Source organism: Pseudomonas sp. NCHU5216 (genome assembly GCF_052156495.1).
GTDB lineage: Bacteria > Pseudomonadota > Gammaproteobacteria > Pseudomonadales > Pseudomonadaceae > Aquipseudomonas.
The window spans coordinates 13,832-28,824 of the sequence record NZ_JBQLIX010000034.1 but is presented as its reverse complement, the minus strand read 5'-3'; the positions used below and the strand labels follow the sequence as shown (position 1 = coordinate 28,824).

The window sequence follows — 14,993 nt, the reverse complement described above, 5'->3', positions numbered from 1 at the left end:
AGCTACAAGCTTCAAGCTGCAGTCTGCAAGCCAAGAGCGGCTTCGGCTTCACTTGTAGCTTGAGACTCGCAGCTTGAAGCTGCCTTTCTAGGAGAGGTTATGAGTGACGTAGAACTGATCGGGCCACAGGCCCTGCCGGCACTGCAGGAGCAGGTCGAAGCCATCCTCGCCGAGGCTGCGCGCCAGGGGGCCAGTGCCTGCGAGGTGGCCGTGTCGGCTGGCCAGGGGCTCTCCACCACGGTACGCCAGGGCGAGGTGGAAACCGTCGAATTCAATCGTGACCAGGGGTTCGGCATCACCCTCTACGTTGGCCAGCGCAAAGGCTCGGCCAGCACCTCGGCCACGGGTGAGGCAGCCATTCGCGAAACCGTGGCAGCGGCCCTGGCCATTGCCAAGCATGCTTCCGAAGACGAGTGCGCGGGCCTGGCCGATGCCGCCCTGATGGCGCGCGAGTTGCCGGAGCTGGATCTCTACCACCCCTGGTCGATCACCCCCGAGCAGGCCGTGGAGCAAGCCCTGGCCTGTGAGGCGGCAGCTTTCGCCGCCGACAAGCGCATCAAGAATGCCGATGGCACCAGCCTCAACACCCATCAGGGCTGCCGCGTGTACGGCAACAGCCACGGTTTCATCGGCGGTTACGCCAGCACCCGGCACAGCCTGAGCTGCGTGATGATCGCCGAGGGTGAAAGGCAGATGCAGCGCGACTACTGGTACGACGTCAATCGCCAGGGTGAGCTGCTGGCCGATGCAGCCGGTATCGGCCAGCGCGCCGCCGAGCGGGCGGTCAGTCGTCTGGGCGCGCGACCGGTGCCGACCTGCGAGGTGCCGGTGCTGTTCGCCGCCGAGCTGGCCGGTGGGTTGTTCAGTCATCTGCTGGCAGCCATTTCCGGCGGCAATCTGTATCGCCATTCTTCCTTCCTCGAAGGGGCGCTGGGCCAGCGTCTGTTCCCCGAGTGGCTGAGCCTCGACGAGCGCCCGCACCTGCCGCGTGCCTTGGGCAGCGCGGCCTTCGATGGCGATGGCCTGGCCACCTACGCCAAGCCTTTCGTGGACAAGGGCGAGCTGGTGTCCTACGTGCTCGGCACCTATTCCGGGCGCAAGCTGGGGTTGCCCAGCACGGCCAACTCCGGTGGCGTGCACAACCTGTTCGTCACCCATGGCGATGAAGATCAGCAGGCGCTGATCCGCCGCATGGGCCGTGGTTTGCTGGTCACCGAGCTGATGGGGCAGGGCCTGAACCTGGTGACGGGTGACTACTCCCGCGGCGCGGCGGGCTTCTGGGTGGAGAACGGTGAAATCCAGTTTCCGGTGCAGGAAGTGACCATCGCCGGCAACCTGCGTGACATGTTCCGCCAGATCCTCGCGGTCGGCAGCGACCTGGAGCGACGCGGCAATATCTGCACCGGCTCGGTACTGATCGACAAGATGACCGTCGCTGGTAGCTGAGTTTCCTCGAATGCTTCGGCGCCCTGCGGGCGCCGGATTCGACAAGCCCACACAGTTTGCGTGTTGATTATGTTTGCCAAATGGTAATAAATATCATTACGTAATTGGCTTGTGGGTCCTCATGTTCCATCCTCATTCCTCCTCCTGTCTGGATTGCTGGCATTGGCAAGGCTGGCGTATTCGTTGCGCCTTGCAGCCTGACGAGCCGCGTCTGCTCGACCTGCATCAACTCCACGGCTGCAAGCTGGTGCGCAGTGGCCAACTGCAGGCCTGGAGCATGTGGCAGCGCCTGCTCGAACTGCTCCTCGACAGCGCCGTGGATCGGGCCTTGCCCTGGCACTGGCGCTGCCTGTGTCTCGACCATGCCTGGCGGCCGCTCTATGCCCTGGATCGACTGGCCGTCACGCGCCAGCGTCAGCAGCGCCTGAACCATCTTCGCAACCGGCTGGCGACCCTGCGTCTGCAGCCTTCCCTCCGTTTCGACGAACCCGCACAAGGACATCCCTATGAATGACATGGCCACGCGCATCGAGCGCGACAGCATGGGCGAGCTGGAGGTGCCGAGCGCAGCCCTGTACGGCGCGCAGACGCAACGTGCAGTGAACAATTTCCCAGTGTCCGGGCGGCGCATGCCGGTGGCGTTCATCCGCGCCCTGCTGCTGGCCAAGGCAGCAGCGGCACGGGCCAACGTCGAGCTGCAGCAGGTCGATGCGGCCATGGGCGATGCCATAGTGGCGGCCTGCCAGGAACTGCTGGCCGGCGATTGCCTCGAGCACTTTCCGGTGGACGTGTTCCAGACCGGCTCCGGCACCAGCTCCAACATGAACGCCAACGAGGTGATCGCCACCCTGGCCAGCCGTATTCTGGGCAGCCCGGTCAGCGCCAATGACCACGTCAATTGCGGCCAGAGCAGTAACGACATCATCCCCACGGCCATCCACGTCAGCGCTGCTCTCGAATTGCACGAGCGTCTGCTGCCGGCGCTGGGCCACCTGCTCAAGGTGCTGTGCGAGAAATCCCTGGAGGTGCAGCCCTACGTCAAGACCGGGCGCACCCATCTGATGGACGCCATGCCGGTGCGCATGAGCCAAGTGCTCGACGGCTGGGGCCAGCAGATCCAGGCCAACATCGAGCATCTGCGCGCTCTGCAACCGAGCCTGCAGGCGCTGGCGCAGGGCGGTACGGCGGTGGGCACCGGGGTCAATGCGCACCCGCGTTTCGCCGAGTCGTTCTGCCTGGAGCTGAGCGCTCTGAGTGGCATCATCTTCACCCCTGGGCAGAATTTCTTCGCCCTGATCGGCTCGCAGGATACCGCCGTGGCGCTGTCCGGGCAGCTCAGGACGCTGGCGGTGTCCTTGATGAAGATCGCCAACGACCTGCGCTGGATGAACTCTGGGCCTCTGGCCGGCCTGGCCGAGATCGAACTGGAGGCATTGCAACCGGGCTCCTCGATCATGCCGGGCAAGGTCAATCCGGTGATCCCCGAGGCCACCGCCATGGTCGCCGCGCAGGTGATGGGCAATGACGCCACCATCGCTATCGCCGGGCAGTCCGGCAACTTCGAGCTGAATGTCATGCTGCCGCTGATCGCCGACAACCTGCTGGGCAGCATCGATCTGCTGGCCAATGTCAGCCGTCTGCTGGCCGACCGTGCCATCGCCAGCTTCAAGGTCAACCAGGCCAAGCTCAAGGAAGCGTTGGAACGCAACCCCATCCTGGTCACGGCGCTGAACCCCATCATCGGTTACCTCAAGGCCGCCGAAATCGCCAAGCAGGCCTATCGCGAGGGGCGGCCGATCATCGAGGTCGCGCTGCAGCACACGGATCTGTCGCGCCAGCAACTGGAGCAGTTGCTGAACCCGGAAAGACTCACCGAGGGCGGGCTCTGAAGGCCTGACAAGGGCAGTGCGTGGTCGGCCACCGTCGTTGCCCTCGATTCGTTCATCGCAACTGCCGTTTCGGCAAGGGGCTGTCATGGAGCACTGGAAGACCGTCATCGAAGCGGGCAATCGCTGTTTTATCGAGGGGGATTGGGTTCAGGCGCGCGAGCTGTACCTGCAGGCGCTGGCCGAGGCGCAGGTGTTGCTGGGGCGCTGGGCTGATCACGAGCAGGCGGTGGCGGCATTCGTCGTCTCCCACCACAACCTGGCCGACCTGCACCTGACGCTCGAGCAAGCGGAGTCGGCTGCGGAAAACCTCTGCGCCTGCCATGAGCGCCTGCTTAGCATCCTGGGCAATCACGCGCTGCCCGAAGCACTGCAGCAGGCGGCGCTCAGGCACAGCCAGCGCACCTATCTGGAACTGCTGCAATTCATCGCCGAGTACGGCGCCTTTCCGCGCACTGATCGTCTGCTCGGAGCTGCCCGCCGTCATGCCTGTACGCCGCATCCGGGTTGCTCGTGCGGCCCGGGCCCTGTCTATCACTGAAGGAGTTCGTCCATGCCGCACAGTCTGCCAGCCCTGCCTTACGCCTACGATGCCCTGGAACCGCACATCGATGCGCAGACCATGGAGATCCACCACAGCAAGCATCATCAGACCTACATCAACAACCTCAACGCCGCGTTGCAGGGCAGCCAGTACGAGGAGGTGCCGGTGGAAACCCTGCTGCGCGAACTGGCCGAGCTGCCTGAAGCGCTGCATGCAGCGGTGATCAACCAGGGTGGTGGGCATGCCAACCACAGCCTGTTCTGGACGGTCATGTCACCCAGTGGCGGTGGTGAGCCGAGTGGCGAGCTGGCCGCAGCCATCGACAGCCAACTGGGTGGTTTTGCTACTTTCAAGGAGGCCTTCACCAAGGCTGCCCTGAGCCGCTTCGGCAGTGGCTGGGCCTGGCTGAGCCTGACCCCGGAAAAGCGCCTGGTGGTGGAAAGCAGCGCCAACCAGGACAGCCCGCTGATGCATGGCAACACGCCGATTCTTGGCCTGGATGTGTGGGAGCACGCTTATTATCTGCGCTACCAGAACCGTCGCCCGGAATACATCGGCGCCTTCTACCATGTCATCGACTGGAATGAAGTGGCGCGTCGCTACCGCCAGGCCATGGGTTGAGCTGGCAAGGTATGCGCGTGACGCAGGCTGTTGCGCTTGGCCGTAATGGCCCCATCTTCCGCTACCTGCTGGGTGGCGCCATCCTCTTCTGTGGTGGCCTGCTGCTGCTGATCCAGGCCCTGGTGCTGCTCGACCAGAGCGCGCAACCTCGTCTGCTGCAAGCGCTGCAGGCTGGCCTGCTGTGCGCTTCCGGCACGGCTCTGGGGGCCTTGCCGGTATTGTGCATGGGCAACTTGTCCGCACGCATGCGTGACAGTCTGCTGGGCTTCGGCGCCGGGGTGATGCTGGCGGCCACGGTGTTTTCCCTGCTGGTGCCAGCACTCGAGGTGGCCGGGGAACAAGGCTTCTCGGCCTGGGGCGCGGGCGCTCTGGCCAGTATTGGCGTGTTGCTGGGGGTGGTTGCCATGCACCTGTTGGGGCGCCGCCTGGCGCAACGGCAAGGTGAGCAGAGCCTGGCCTCCGGGCTCGTCCTGTTCGTCATCGCCATCACCGCACACAACGTGCCCGAAGGCATGGTGGTCGGCGTCGCGGCTGGTGCAGGCTTGAGTGGTGCGCAGGGGTTGGCCATCGGCATTGCCCTGCAGGACATGCCCGAGGGATTGATCGTGGCACTGGGCCTGGCCAGCGTCGGCATGGCGCGCGGCAAGGCGATGCTGATTGGCGTGGCCTCGGGCCTGGTGGAGCCGTTGTTCGCGGTGCTCTGCGCCTGGTTGGTGGGCATCTCGCAGCTACTGCTGCCCTGGGGCCTGGCGTTGGCAGCGGGAGCGATGCTGTTCGTGGTGATCCATGAAGTCGTGCCCGAGTCGCAGCGCGAAGGGCATGGCAGCGAAGCCTGCCTGGCCCTGGCGGCGGGCTTCTGCCTGATGATGGTGCTGGATACGGCGCTGGCGTAGCCCGGAGTAATCCGGGGGGCTCCCGGATTACATCTGGGCTACCTTTGTACATGTGTAGGAGCGAGCTCTGCTCGCGAAGCTTTTGGCGTTACCTGCGTTCGCGAGCAGAGCTCGCTCCTACAGTTCGTAGGGGGCCGCTGTGCGCACCGCTTGTACTTCGGATGCAGCGGCTTGGTGCGCACGGCGCACCCTACGGCGTCGCGTATACCGGGCGCTCCGTGCACGTTGGCAACAAATGGGATGTCTTGAGGCTTGAGGCTTGAGGCTTGCAGCTTGTAGCTGCTTTATTCGCCCTCGTCGAAATAGTTGTCGATCAGTGCGATCAGCGCCTGCATGGCCGCTTCGTCCTGCTCGCCTTCGGTGTGCAGGTGCACCGGGGTGCCCTTGCCGGCCGCCAACATCATCACCGCCATGATGCTCTTGCCGTCCACCAGGCTGTCGCTGCTGCGGCCGATGCGCACCTGGCAGGGGTACTGGCTGGCGACGCCGACGAATTTGGCGGCAGCGCGGGCGTGCAGGCCGAGTTTGTTGATGATGGTGACTTCGCGGGTTGGCATCGCGGCAGGGATTCCTTAGCTGAGGTCGCGGTGGCGAACCTGGACGTTCTTCAGCGAATGCTTGAGGGCTTCGCTCAGGCGTGTGGCCAGGTACACCGAACGATGGTGCCCGCCCGTGCAGCCGATGGCGATGGTCACGTAGGCGCGGTTGCTGGCGGCGAAGCGCGGCAACCACTTCTCCAGGTAAGTGAGAATGTCCTGATACATCTCTTCGACCTCCGGTTGTGCCGCCAGATACTCGACGACCGGCTGATCGAGGCCGGAAAAATCGCGCAGCTCCGGCTTCCAGTAGGGGTTGGGCAGGCAGCGGGCATCGAATACCAGGTCGGCATCGACCGGCATGCCACGCTTGAAACCGAAGGATTCGACGAGAAAGGCCGTACCGCTCTGCGTCTGCCCGAGCAGGCGCAGTTTGAGGGTGTCGCGCAACTGGTAGAGATTCAGGCGCGTGGTGTCGATCTTCAGGTCGGCCAGGTCGATGATTGGCGCCAGCAACTGGCTTTCGTAGGCGATGGCTTCGGCCAGCGAGCGATTGTCGTTGGTCAGCGGGTGGCGCCGACGAGTTTCCGAGAAGCGCTTGAGCAGGGTGTCGTCTTCGGCGTCGAGGTAGAGCACCTCGCAGCGAATGCCGTGCTTGTGTACTTCTTCTAGCAGTTCGGGAAAGCGCCGTAGCTGGCTGAGCAGGTTGCGTGCGTCGATGGAGACCGCGACCTGCGGCAGCATCAGGTCACTATGCGGCAGGAAACGTTCGGCCAGATCCGGCAGCAGGCTGGCCGGCAGGTTGTCGATGCAGTAGAAACCGTTGTCTTCGAGTACATCGAGGGCAGTGCTCTTGCCGGAGCCGGAGCGACCGCTGACGATGATCAGGCGCATGGTTATTGACCGTTCTGGATGTCCACGACCACCTGGTAGAGCGCTTCGCTGGTCGGTGCCTGGCGCAGGCGTTCGCGCACGTCCTGGCGGTCGAGCATGCTGGCGATCTGGCGCAGGAGTTCGAGGTGGGCGTCGGTGGCGGCTTCCGGTACCAGCAGGACGAACAGCAGATCGACCGGCGCGCCGTCGATGGCGTCGAAGTCGACCGCCGTGTCCAGGCGCAACAGGGCGCTGATCGGTGCGCTGCAGCCGGCCAGGCGACAGTGGGGGATGGCGATGCCGTTGCCGAAGCCGGTGGAGCCGAGCTTCTCGCGGGCGATGAGGCTTTCGTAGATGTCCTGATTGTCCAGCTCGTCGAGGTCGCGGGCGACCAGGCTGGCAATCTGTTCGAGCACGCGCTTCTTGCTGCCGCCCGGCACGTTCACCAGGGAACGGCCGGGGGTCAGGATATTTTCAAGTCGGATCATGGAAGGGAAATGTCAGCGGGCTGTGGCGCCTTGCAGGCGATCGAGCTGCTTTTCCTTGTGCTTGATGAGTTGACGGTCGAGTTTGTCTGCCAGCAGGTCGATGGCGGCGTACATGTCGTTATGTTCGGCGTTGGCGACGACCTCACCGCCAGCAACGTGAAGGGTGGCTTCGATCTTCTGCTTGAGCTTTTCGACCTCCATGGTCACCTGAACGTTGGTGATCTTGTCGAAGTGGCGTTCCAGTCGGCCGAGTTTCTCGCCGATGTAGTCACGCAGGGCGTCGGTCACATCCAGCTGATGTCCACTGATGTTGACTTGCATACCGCTTTCTCCTTGTTGCCTTGTGTAAGAGATGGGCCTGACTTGAGGCCCACCACCGGAACACTGTGGCCCGCTCGCCATGGGCGAACAGTCGATCTTGCTTACATCAGTCGCTTGCGTTCGCTGGAGGGGGCGATACCGAGGGATTCGCGGTACTTGGCCACCGTGCGACGGGCGACTTGGATGCCTTGTGCCTCCAGTAAACCAGCGATCTTGCTGTCGCTCAACGGCTTTTTCGCGTTTTCCGCGGCCACCAGTTTCTTGATGATGGCGCGGATCGCCGTCGACGAGCATTCGCCGCCTTCGGAGGTGCTGACGTGGCTGGAGAAGAAGTATTTCAGCTCGTAAATGCCACGCGGGGTATGCATGAATTTCTGCGTGGTTACGCGCGAGATGGTCGACTCGTGCATGCCCACCGCCTCGGCGATGTCGTGCAGCACCAGGGGCTTCATGGCCTCGTCGCCATAGTCGAGAAAGCCGCGTTGGTGCTCGACGATCTGCGTGGCCACCTTCATCAGGGTCTCGTTGCGGCTCTGCAGGCTCTTGATGAACCAGCGCGCCTCCTGCAACTGGTTGCGCATGAAGGTGTTGTCGGCGCTGGAGTCGGCGCGTTTGACGAAGCCGGCGTACTGCGCGTTGACGCGCAGGCGCGGCATGGCTTCCTGGTTCAGTTCCACCAGCCAGCGGCCGTTGTGCTTGCGCACGATGACGTCCGGCACCACGTATTCCGGCTCGCTGGATTCGATCTGCGAACCGGGGCGCGGGTTGAGGCGCTGGATCAGTTCGATGACCTGCTTGAGCTCGTCTTCCTTGAGCTTGGTGCGGCGCATGAGCTGGGCGTAATCGCGGCTGCCGAGCAGTTCCAGGTGCTCGCTGACCAGGCGTTGGGTATCGCTCAGCCAGGGCGTGCTGGCGGGGAGCTGGCGCAGTTGCAACAGCAGGCACTCGCGCAGGTCGCGGGCGCCGATGCCGGCCGGCTCGAACTGCTGGATGCGGTGCAGTACCACTGCGACTTCATCCAGTTCGATATCCAGTTCGGGGTCGAAGGACTCGGTCACTTCCTCGAGGGTTTCTTCGAGGTAGCCATCGTTGTTGATGCAGTCGATCAGGGTGGCGGCGATCAGTCGATCCTTGTCCGACATCGGCGCCAGGTTCAGTTGCCAGAGCAGATGGCTGTGCAGGCTCTCGCCGCTGGAGGTACGGGTGGTGAAGTCCCACTCGTCATCGTCGTTGCTCGGCAGGCTGCTGGCGCTGGTCTGGTAGATGTCTTCCCAGGCGGTATCGACCGGCAGCTCGTTGGGGATGCGCTCGTTCCACTCGCCATCTTCGAGGTTGTCCACGCTCGGTGTGGTTTCCTGGAAGCTGTCTTCCTTGGCTTGAGCGGGTGCGGCGCTTTCCGCACCGTCGGCCATCGGGTCGCTGTTGTCGAAGTCGTCGCCGTCTTCCTGGCGCTCGAGCATGGGGTTGGATTCCAGCGCCTCCTGAATTTCCTGCTGCAGATCCAGGGTAGACAGTTGGAGGAGGCGGATGGCCTGTTGCAGCTGCGGGGTCATCGTCAGCTGCTGGCCCATCTTGAGGACTAGCGATGGTTTCATTGCAGACCTTAATTTACCGGCGAGTTACGCCTTCCACATCAGGGCGCCGAAGCGCCGCCAGGAAGCAAATTATATGCCTGAAAATCTCGTCCTTGCCTAGGGGCTGTCCTATTTCCGTCATCTAAATATGGATGTTTTACAGACGGAACTCGTGGCCCAGATAAACCTCTTTCACCGTCTGGTTGGCGAGGATGGTCTCGGCGTCGCCTTCGGCAATCAGTTGGCCATCGTTGACGATGTAGGCCGTTTCGCAGATGTCCAGGGTCTCGCGTACGTTGTGATCGGTGATGAGAATGCCGATACCCTTGGTCTTGAGGTGATGGATGATCTGTTTGATGTCCCCCACCGAGATCGGGTCGACACCGGCGAAGGGTTCGTCGAGCAGGATGAACTTGGGGTTGGTGGCCAGGGCGCGGGCGATTTCCACGCGACGCCGTTCACCACCGGACAGGCTCATGCCCAGGTTGCCCGAGATGTGGTGGATGTGGAATTCCTGCAGCAGGTTCTCCAGCTCCGCCTGGCGCCCGGCGCGGTCGAGATCCTTGCGCGTTTCGAGGATGGCCATGATGTTGTCGGCCACCGACAGCTTGCGGAAGATCGAGGCTTCCTGCGGCAGGTAGCCGATACCAGCGCGGGCACGACCATGCATGGGCTGGTGGCTGACGTCGAGGTCGTCGATCAGCACACGTCCCTGGTCGGCCTGCACCAGGCCGACGATCATGTAGAAGCAGGTGGTCTTGCCGGCACCGTTGGGGCCGAGCAGGCCGACGATCTGGCCGCTCTCGATGTTCAGGCTGACGTCGCGTACGACCTGGCGGCCCTTGTAGCTCTTGGCCAGGTGTTGGGCTTTGAGAATGGCCATTACTGCTGTTGATCCGCGGGTTTGTTCTTGGGTTGGATGACCATGTCGATGCGCGGACGCGGCACGCTGACGTTGTTGCCGGTGGCGCGTCCTGCGTTGACGATCTGGCGGCGGGTGTCGTAGACGATCTTCTCGCCCTCGAAGGTATTGCCTTCCTGGATCACCTTGGCCTGGTCGATCAGCACGATGCGTTCGTTGCTGGCGAAGTACTGGATGGTCTTGCCGTAGGCCTTGACGATTTCCTTGTCCACGGCGGGCTTCTGCTCGTAGTAGGCGAGGTTGCCCACCGAGGTGAACACGTCGATGTCGCCGCTGGCGGTCTGGGTGATGGTCACGGTGTCGCCAGTGATCTTCAGGGTACCCTGAGTGATGATCACGTCGCCGCGATAGACCGCCACGCCCTGCTTGTCATCCAGTTCGGCGGTATCGGCCTGGATGCGGATCGGCTGGTCGCGATCGGAGGGCAGAGCCCAGGCAGCCGCGCTTCCCAATGCGGCGCCGAGGCTGAGAATCAGGGGGAGGGTGTTAACGAACCTCATGCTGGCCTCTTACGTTGGACAGCAGGAGCATCCTGCCGTCATTCAAGTACGCTTTCATTCCTTGTGCCGTGGTCACCCCGTTGGCCGCGACGATTCTAACGGCTTGCTCGGTCTGCGCATATTCCTTGTCAGGAATTACGGTCATGCGGCTACTGGTGATGATGGTGGGGCGGTTCTTGGCGTCGGTACGGGCAATGCGCACGTCGTCGATCAGTTCCACCTCTTTGCCGCCGGGGGACACCTCGGCGCGCTGGCTGGTGACCTTCCACGGCAGGTTGGTGCCGCGGTACAGATCCAGTTTGGGGTTTTGCACCTGGGTGATGTCGGTGCTCTTGACGTGCTCGAGCTTGTCGGCGGTCATGCGGTAGTGCAGCTTGCCATCGTCCTGGAACTGCACGGTGTGCGCGCCGATGGCGTAGAAGTCGATGGTCTCGTCGCTGTCCGCCTGTTGCGGCGTGCGGCTGGTTTCCGGAGCGATGTTCCAGTAGCCGAGCGCGCCGACGAGTACGGCGATCAAGGCGAATATCAGCAGGTTGAGCGCTTTGCGTGGCATGTCGTGCCCTACAGGTAAGCGGCTTGCGCCGCGTCCAGCGTGCCCTGGGCACGCATGATCAGTTCGCAGAATTCGCGCACGGCCCCTTCGCCGCCACGCGCCTGGGTCACGCCATGGGCGTGCTGGCGGACGAAGCCGTCGGCGCTGGCCACGGCCATGCCCAGGCCAACGCGGCGCATGACCGGTAGATCCGGCAGGTCGTCGCCCAGATAGGCGACCTGTTCATAGTTTAGGCCGAGTTCGGCGAGCAGACCGTCGAGTACCACAAGCTTGTCCTCGCGGCCCTGGAACAGATGCTGGATACCGAGGTTGTTGGCACGCCGCTCCACCACCGGGGTCTTGCGCCCGCTGATGATGGCGGTGCGCACACCGGCGGCCATGAGCATCTTGATGCCATGGCCGTCGAGGGTGTTGAAGGTCTTGAACTCGCTGCCGTCTTCGAGGAAGTACAGGCGGCCATCGGTGAGCACGCCATCGACATCGAACACGGCCAGTTTCACGGCGCGGGCACGTTGCAGCAAGGTATTCATCACATCACTCCTGCGCGCAGCAGGTCGCCGAGGTTGAAGGCGCCCACCGGGCGGTCTTCTGCATCGACCACCACCAGGGCGCTGATCTTGTTGTCTTCCATGATTTTCAGGGCTTCTGCGGCGAGCATTTCGCCATGTACGGTCTTGCCGTGCGGGGTCATAACCTCGTCGATCAGCGCCTGGCGTACGTCGATGCCCTTGTCCAGGGCGCGGCGCAGGTCACCGTCGGTGAAGATACCGGCCAGGCGGCCATCGCGCTCCAGCACGGCGGTCATGCCCAGGCCCTTCTGGGTCATTTCCAGCAGGGCATCGCGCAGGCTGGTACCGCGTTGCACCTGGGGCAGGGTATCGCCGCCATGCATGACGTTCTCCACCTTGAGCAGCAGGCGTCGACCCAGGGCGCCGCCGGGATGGGAGAAGGCGAAGTCCTCGGCGGTGAAGCCGCGCGCTTCCAGCAGGGCGATGGCCAGAGCATCGCCCAGCACCAGGCTGGCGGTGGTAGAGGAGGTGGGGGCCAGGTTGAGCGGGCAGGCTTCCTGCGCCACGCGGGCGTCGAGATTGGCCTCGGCGGCCTTGGCCAGCGGTGATTCCGGGTTGCCGGTCATGCTGATCATGCGGATGCCCAAGCGTTTGATCAACGGCAGCAGGGTGACGATTTCGGCGGTGGTGCCGGAGTTGGACAGGGCCAGGACGATGTCGTCCTTGGTGATCATGCCCATGTCGCCGTGGCTGGCTTCGGCTGGGTGGACGAAGAAGGCGGCGGTGCCGGTGCTGGCCAGGGTCGCGGCGATCTTGTTGCCGATGTGCCCGGACTTGCCCATACCGACCACGACCACGCGCCCCTTGCAGTCGAGGATCATCTCGCAGGCCTTGACGAAGCTGGCGTCGAGGCGTGGCAGCAGATCCTGCACGGCTTCGATTTCCATGCGGATGGTGCGGCGGGCGGTTTCGATCAGATCGGGGCGTTGGCTCATGTACGGCGGCTGCTTCGGGTGAAAAGGCGGGGATTATACCGATAAAGGATGACGTGCTCACCTTTTCCAATTCGCAAACTGGCTCGCAAAGCTGTCATGAATCTGAACGTTACAAATCCGTACTCTGGGCCGTAGGGGCAGCAAATGCTATAGTCCGCGGCCATTTCGGCCATCCAGCAGTTGTGTCTCCGAGCATGGGAGGTGGCGTCTGCCAGGAAGGCTTGATTCTCAAGGAGTTCAGATGAGCGCCGAACACGATTACGCGATCGAGCTGCAGGGCGTCAGCTTCCAGCGTGGTTCGCGGGCCATTTTCGACAAGGTGGACATCCGCATTCCGCGTGGCAAGGTCACCGGCATCATGGGGCCGTCCGGCTGTGGCAAGACCACGCTGCTGCGCCTGATCGCCGCCGAGCTGCGCCCGTCCGCCGGTGACGTGCGGGTCGCCGGGGTCAGTCTGCCCAAGCTGTCGCGCGACGAGCTGTTCGACATGCGCAAGCAGATGGGTGTGCTGTTTCAGAGTGGTGCGTTGTTCACCGATCTCGATGTGTTCGAGAACGTGGCCTTTCCGTTGCGCGTACACACCAAACTGCCGGAAGAGATGATTCGTGACATCGTCCTGCTGAAACTGCAGGCGGTCGGTTTGCGCGGTGCCGTCGAACTGATGCCGGACGAGCTGTCCGGCGGCATGAAGCGGCGGGTGGCCCTGGCGCGGGCGATTGCTCTGGATCCGCAGATCCTTTTGTACGACGAACCGTTCGTCGGCCAGGATCCCATCGCCATGGGCGTGCTGGTGCGCCTGATCCGCCTGCTCAACGATGCGCTGGGCATCACCAGTGTAGTGGTGTCCCATGATCTGGCGGAAACGGCCAGTATCGCCGATTACCTCTATGTGGTCGGCGATGCCCAGGTGCTCGGGCATGGCACCCCGGATGAACTGATGAATTCCGATAATCCGCGGATTCGCCAGTTCATGAAGGGCATTCCGGATGGCCCGGTGCCTTTCCATTATCCGGCACCCGATTATCGCGACGACTTGCTGGGGAATCCTTGATGCGTAGAACTTCTCCGCTGGAACGGGTGCGCCTGTTCGGCCGTGCGGGTATCGATGTGGTGGCCACGCTGGGGCGTTCGGTGCTGTTCCTCGGGCATGCCGTGTTCGGTCGCAGTCGGGCTGGCAAGCCCCTGCAACTGCTGATCAAGCAGCTCTACGCGGTGGGCGTGATGTCGCTGGCGATCATCGTCGTGTCAGGCGTTTTCATCGGCATGGTACTGGCGCTGCAGGGCTACAACATCCTGGTCAGCTATGGTTCGGAGCAAGCGGTAGGGCAGATGGTCGCCCTGACCCTGCTGCGTGAGCTGGGCCCGGTGGTGACGGCGCTGCTGTTCGCTGGGCGTGCCGGCTCGGCCTTGACCGCCGAGATCGGCAACATGAAGTCCACCGAACAGCTCTCCAGCCTGGAGATGATCGGCGTCGATCCACTCAAGTACATCGTCGCGCCACGCCTTTGGGCGGGGTTCATCTCCATGCCGCTGCTGGCCATGATCTTCTGCGTGGTGGGCATCTGGGGCGGGGCGATGGTTGCCGTGGACTGGCTCGGCGTCTACGAGGGCTCGTTCTGGGCCAATATGCAGAACAGCGTTTCCTTTTACGACGATGTGCTCAATGGTGTGATCAAGAGCGTCGTTTTCGCTTTCGTGGTGACCTGGATCGCCGTGTTCCAGGGTTACGACTGCGAGCCCACGTCCGAAGGCATCAGCCGCGCCACCACGCGTACCGTGGTGTACGCCTCGCTGGCCGTGCTCGGGCTGGACTTCATTCTGACCGCTTTGATGTTTGGAGATTTCTGATGCAAAACCGCACGCTGGAGATTGGTGTCGGCCTGTTCCTCCTGGCCGGTCTGCTGGCCTTGCTGCTGCTTGCCCTGCGTGTCAGTGGCCTGAGCGTCGGTGCCGCTGGCGATACCTACAAGGTCTACGCCTATTTCAACAACATCGCCGGGCTCACGGTGCGCGCCAAGGTAACCATGGCCGGCGTGACCATCGGCAAGGTCAGTGCGATCGACCTGGATCACGACAGTTACATGGGGCGTGTCACCCTGGAACTCGACAGTCAGGTCAACAATCTACCGGACGATTCCACCGCTTCGATCCTGACCGCTGGCCTGCTCGGTGAGAAATACATCGGCATCAGCGTGGGTGGCGAGGAGGCCGTGCTCAAGGACGGCAGCACCATCCACGACACCCAGTCGGCGCTGGTGCTGGAGGATCTGATCGGCAAGTTCCTGCTCAATTCGGTCAATAAAGACGAAGCCAAGTGATGAGGGGCAAAACC

Annotated in this window: 19 protein-coding genes; 9 read left to right on the top strand and 10 right to left on the bottom strand. The window is 63.1% G+C overall.

What is annotated here, in order from left to right:
• The first annotated feature begins 99 nt into the window (after positions 1-99).
• The 6 genes from pmbA to ACSVIK_RS20060 all read left to right on the top strand — a co-directional run bounded on the left by pmbA (position 100) and on the right by ACSVIK_RS20060 (position 5,390).
• Positions 100-1,446 (top strand): metalloprotease PmbA, encoded by a 1,347-nt coding sequence (pmbA, locus tag ACSVIK_RS20085; protein WP_442445982.1) that lies wholly within the window; start codon positions 100-102, stop codon positions 1,444-1,446.
• Between the two features lie 121 nt (positions 1,447-1,567).
• Positions 1,568-1,960, top strand: a complete 393-nt coding sequence (locus tag ACSVIK_RS20080; RefSeq protein ID WP_442445981.1) for a FagA protein — start codon at positions 1,568-1,570, stop codon at positions 1,958-1,960.
• A 1-nt stretch (position 1,961) separates the two neighbouring features.
• Entirely contained in the window at positions 1,962-3,335 is a 1,374-nt protein-coding gene (locus ACSVIK_RS20075; RefSeq protein WP_442446007.1) for a class II fumarate hydratase, read from the top strand.
• An 85-nt stretch (positions 3,336-3,420) separates the two neighbouring features.
• Positions 3,421-3,873, top strand: a complete 453-nt coding sequence (locus ACSVIK_RS20070) for a hypothetical protein (RefSeq protein WP_442445980.1) — start codon at positions 3,421-3,423, stop codon at positions 3,871-3,873.
• Positions 3,874-3,885: 12 nt separating this feature from the next.
• Positions 3,886-4,497: a superoxide dismutase gene (locus tag ACSVIK_RS20065; RefSeq protein ID WP_442445979.1), complete on the top strand. Its 612-nt coding sequence runs from the start codon at positions 3,886-3,888 to the stop codon at positions 4,495-4,497.
• 11 nt (positions 4,498-4,508) lie between these two features.
• The gene (locus ACSVIK_RS20060) at positions 4,509-5,390 is read left to right on the top strand and encodes a ZIP family metal transporter (protein WP_442445978.1); all 882 of its coding nucleotides are present in this window, start codon (positions 4,509-4,511) and stop codon (positions 5,388-5,390) included.
• Positions 5,391-5,674: 284 nt separating this feature from the next.
• On the opposite strand, the gene ACSVIK_RS20055 is transcribed toward ACSVIK_RS20060, so the two are convergent.
• The 10 genes from ACSVIK_RS20055 to ACSVIK_RS20010 form a co-directional block, all read right to left on the bottom strand.
• Positions 5,675-5,947 carry an HPr family phosphocarrier protein gene (locus tag ACSVIK_RS20055; RefSeq protein ID WP_442445977.1) on the bottom strand — a complete coding sequence of 91 codons (273 nt, stop codon included), beginning with the start codon at positions 5,945-5,947 and terminating at the stop codon, positions 5,675-5,677.
• A gap of 15 nt (positions 5,948-5,962) precedes the next feature.
• Positions 5,963-6,820 (bottom strand): RNase adapter RapZ, encoded by an 858-nt coding sequence (rapZ, locus tag ACSVIK_RS20050; protein ID WP_442445976.1) that lies wholly within the window; start codon positions 6,818-6,820, stop codon positions 5,963-5,965.
• A 2-nt stretch (positions 6,821-6,822) separates the two neighbouring features.
• Positions 6,823-7,287, bottom strand: coding sequence for a PTS IIA-like nitrogen regulatory protein PtsN (gene ptsN / locus ACSVIK_RS20045; RefSeq protein WP_442445975.1), 465 nt, complete (start codon positions 7,285-7,287; stop codon positions 6,823-6,825).
• Between the two features lie 12 nt (positions 7,288-7,299).
• On the bottom strand, positions 7,300-7,608 hold the full coding sequence (gene hpf / locus ACSVIK_RS20040) for a ribosome hibernation-promoting factor, HPF/YfiA family (RefSeq protein WP_442445974.1): 309 nt from the start codon (positions 7,606-7,608) through the stop codon (positions 7,300-7,302).
• A 101-nt stretch (positions 7,609-7,709) separates the two neighbouring features.
• Complete coding sequence (locus ACSVIK_RS20035; protein ID WP_442445973.1) at positions 7,710-9,203, bottom strand: RNA polymerase factor sigma-54; 1,494 nt, start codon at positions 9,201-9,203, stop codon at positions 7,710-7,712.
• Between the two features lie 136 nt (positions 9,204-9,339).
• Positions 9,340-10,065, bottom strand: coding sequence for an LPS export ABC transporter ATP-binding protein (gene lptB, locus ACSVIK_RS20030; protein WP_268178965.1), 726 nt, complete (start codon positions 10,063-10,065; stop codon positions 9,340-9,342).
• Positions 10,065-10,604, bottom strand: a complete 540-nt coding sequence (gene lptA / locus ACSVIK_RS20025; RefSeq protein ID WP_442445972.1) for a lipopolysaccharide transport periplasmic protein LptA — start codon at positions 10,602-10,604, stop codon at positions 10,065-10,067. Before lptA ends, lptB begins: the two co-directional genes overlap by 1 nt.
• The gene (gene lptC / locus ACSVIK_RS20020; protein ID WP_442445971.1) at positions 10,591-11,157 is read right to left on the bottom strand and encodes an LPS export ABC transporter periplasmic protein LptC; all 567 of its coding nucleotides are present in this window, start codon (positions 11,155-11,157) and stop codon (positions 10,591-10,593) included. The genes lptA and lptC overlap by 14 nt, the downstream gene beginning before the upstream one ends.
• Before the next feature lie 8 nt (positions 11,158-11,165).
• Complete coding sequence (locus ACSVIK_RS20015; protein ID WP_442445970.1) at positions 11,166-11,687, bottom strand: KdsC family phosphatase; 522 nt, start codon at positions 11,685-11,687, stop codon at positions 11,166-11,168.
• Entirely contained in the window at positions 11,687-12,661 is a 975-nt protein-coding gene (locus ACSVIK_RS20010) for a KpsF/GutQ family sugar-phosphate isomerase (protein ID WP_442445969.1), read from the bottom strand. The genes ACSVIK_RS20015 and ACSVIK_RS20010 overlap by 1 nt, the downstream gene beginning before the upstream one ends.
• Before the next feature lie 241 nt (positions 12,662-12,902).
• On the opposite strand from ACSVIK_RS20010, the gene ACSVIK_RS20005 reads away from it, so the two are divergent.
• From ACSVIK_RS20005 to mlaD, 3 genes are read left to right on the top strand one after another with little or no spacing between them, the layout of a single operon-like run.
• On the top strand, positions 12,903-13,712 hold the full coding sequence (locus ACSVIK_RS20005; RefSeq protein WP_442445968.1) for an ATP-binding cassette domain-containing protein: 810 nt from the start codon (positions 12,903-12,905) through the stop codon (positions 13,710-13,712).
• Positions 13,712-14,509 (top strand): lipid asymmetry maintenance ABC transporter permease subunit MlaE, encoded by a 798-nt coding sequence (mlaE, locus tag ACSVIK_RS20000; protein ID WP_442445967.1) that lies wholly within the window; start codon positions 13,712-13,714, stop codon positions 14,507-14,509. Before ACSVIK_RS20005 ends, mlaE begins: the two co-directional genes overlap by 1 nt.
• Complete coding sequence (gene mlaD, locus ACSVIK_RS19995; protein ID WP_442445966.1) at positions 14,509-14,979, top strand: outer membrane lipid asymmetry maintenance protein MlaD; 471 nt, start codon at positions 14,509-14,511, stop codon at positions 14,977-14,979. Before mlaE ends, mlaD begins: the two co-directional genes overlap by 1 nt.
• The last annotated feature ends 14 nt before the right edge of the window (positions 14,980-14,993 follow it).

Bases quoted from the DNA above. Each gene is read 5' to 3' on its own strand.
- pmbA (WP_442445982.1), top strand. From the start codon at position 100: ATGAGTGACGTAGAACTGATCGGGCCACAGGCCCTGCCGGCACTGCAG.
- ACSVIK_RS20080 (WP_442445981.1), top strand. From the start codon at position 1,568: ATGTTCCATCCTCATTCCTCCTCCTGTCTGGATTGCTGGCATTGGCAA.
- ACSVIK_RS20075 (WP_442446007.1), top strand. From the start codon at position 1,962: ATGGCCACGCGCATCGAGCGCGACAGCATGGGCGAGCTGGAGGTGCCG.
- ACSVIK_RS20070 (WP_442445980.1), top strand. From the start codon at position 3,421: ATGGAGCACTGGAAGACCGTCATCGAAGCGGGCAATCGCTGTTTTATC.
- ACSVIK_RS20065 (WP_442445979.1), top strand. From the start codon at position 3,886: ATGCCGCACAGTCTGCCAGCCCTGCCTTACGCCTACGATGCCCTGGAA.
- ACSVIK_RS20060 (WP_442445978.1), top strand. From the start codon at position 4,509: ATGCGCGTGACGCAGGCTGTTGCGCTTGGCCGTAATGGCCCCATCTTC.
- ACSVIK_RS20055 (WP_442445977.1), bottom strand. From the start codon at position 5,947: ATGCCAACCCGCGAAGTCACCATCATCAACAAACTCGGCCTGCACGCC.
- rapZ (WP_442445976.1), bottom strand. From the start codon at position 6,820: ATGCGCCTGATCATCGTCAGCGGTCGCTCCGGCTCCGGCAAGAGCACT.
- ptsN (WP_442445975.1), bottom strand. From the start codon at position 7,287: ATGATCCGACTTGAAAATATCCTGACCCCCGGCCGTTCCCTGGTGAAC.
- hpf (WP_442445974.1), bottom strand. From the start codon at position 7,608: ATGCAAGTCAACATCAGTGGACATCAGCTGGATGTGACCGACGCCCTG.
- ACSVIK_RS20035 (WP_442445973.1), bottom strand. From the start codon at position 9,203: ATGAAACCATCGCTAGTCCTCAAGATGGGCCAGCAGCTGACGATGACC.
- lptB (WP_268178965.1), bottom strand. From the start codon at position 10,065: ATGGCCATTCTCAAAGCCCAACACCTGGCCAAGAGCTACAAGGGCCGC.
- lptA (WP_442445972.1), bottom strand. From the start codon at position 10,604: ATGAGGTTCGTTAACACCCTCCCCCTGATTCTCAGCCTCGGCGCCGCA.
- lptC (WP_442445971.1), bottom strand. From the start codon at position 11,157: ATGCCACGCAAAGCGCTCAACCTGCTGATATTCGCCTTGATCGCCGTA.
- ACSVIK_RS20015 (WP_442445970.1), bottom strand. From the start codon at position 11,687: ATGAATACCTTGCTGCAACGTGCCCGCGCCGTGAAACTGGCCGTGTTC.
- ACSVIK_RS20010 (WP_442445969.1), bottom strand. From the start codon at position 12,661: ATGAGCCAACGCCCCGATCTGATCGAAACCGCCCGCCGCACCATCCGC.
- ACSVIK_RS20005 (WP_442445968.1), top strand. From the start codon at position 12,903: ATGAGCGCCGAACACGATTACGCGATCGAGCTGCAGGGCGTCAGCTTC.
- mlaE (WP_442445967.1), top strand. From the start codon at position 13,712: ATGCGTAGAACTTCTCCGCTGGAACGGGTGCGCCTGTTCGGCCGTGCG.
- mlaD (WP_442445966.1), top strand. From the start codon at position 14,509: ATGCAAAACCGCACGCTGGAGATTGGTGTCGGCCTGTTCCTCCTGGCC.